We start from the raw sequence: 909 nt of genomic DNA, 5'->3' as shown, positions 1-909 counted from the left end.
CCTGGGCGAAGATCGCGTCGGTAGGGCCGATCATCGTCCTGGCGCTGGCGGCGATGCCGTTCCTGGCACGCGGCCTCAACGCGCTGGCGCTTGGCGAGGCGACCGCCGGCCATCTCGGCATTCCGGTGCAGCGGCTGAAATACACGGCCATCGTCGGCGTCTCCGCCGCGGTCGGCGCATCCGTCGCCGTCAGCGGCGGCATCGGCTTCGTCGGCATCGTGGTGCCGCATCTGCTGCGCCTGCTGATTGGTCCGGACAATCGCTATCTGCTGCCGGCGTCGGCGCTGCTCGGCGCCTCGCTGCTGCTTCTGGCCGATGCGGTCGCACGCACTATCGTTGCGCCGGCCGAACTGCCGATAGGCATCGTCACCGCGGTAGCGGGCGCGCCGTTCTTCCTTTGGATCCTGCTGCGCAAGCGCGGCGTGGTTGATTTGTGAGGCTTGATGATCGAGGCAAAGGATGTTTCGGTTGATATCGCCGGCAAGCCTATCGTCAGTGGTGTCGATTTCCACGCGCGGCCCGGCGAGATCGCCGCCATCGTCGGCCCCAATGGTTCGGGCAAGACGACCTTCCTCAAAGCGCTCTCCGGCGAGCTCGCCTATACCGGCCGCGTTGCCCTCAACGGCCGAGATCTCTCGCCGATGAAGCCGGCCGAGGCAGCCGTCCATCGCGCGGTGCTGCCGCAGGCGACGACGCTGTCGTTCCCGTTCACCGTGCGGGAAGTGGTCAAGCTTGGTCTTGTCGGCGGCCGTTCGGGCGCCTTGCCGGGCGAGGATGCGCGGCTGCCGGAACGGGCGCTGGCGCGTGTCGATCTCGACGGCTTTGCCGGCCGTTTCTACCAGGAGCTTTCCGGCGGGGAGCAACAGCGCGTTCAGTTGGCGCGCGTGCTGTGCCAGGTCTGGGCGCCGG

Annotated in this window: 2 protein-coding genes; both read left to right on the top strand. The window is 68.1% G+C overall.

Features of this window, described 5'->3' with window-relative positions:
* The coding region (locus EN932_RS37030; protein WP_164890888.1) for an iron ABC transporter permease at positions 1–437 on the top strand (437 nt) is incomplete at its 5' end.
* A gap of 6 nt (positions 438–443) precedes the next feature.
* Positions 444–909, top strand: a 466-nt coding sequence (locus EN932_RS37025; protein ID WP_128369569.1) for an ATP-binding cassette domain-containing protein, incomplete at its 3' end; no start/stop codon positions are given.

The sequence above is a fragment of the Mesorhizobium sp. M7A.F.Ca.US.002.01.1.1 genome, assembly GCF_004022955.1.
GTDB classification, from domain to species: domain Bacteria; phylum Pseudomonadota; class Alphaproteobacteria; order Rhizobiales; family Rhizobiaceae; genus Mesorhizobium; species Mesorhizobium ciceri.
This window is presented reverse-complemented; position numbering and strand designations above follow the sequence as displayed.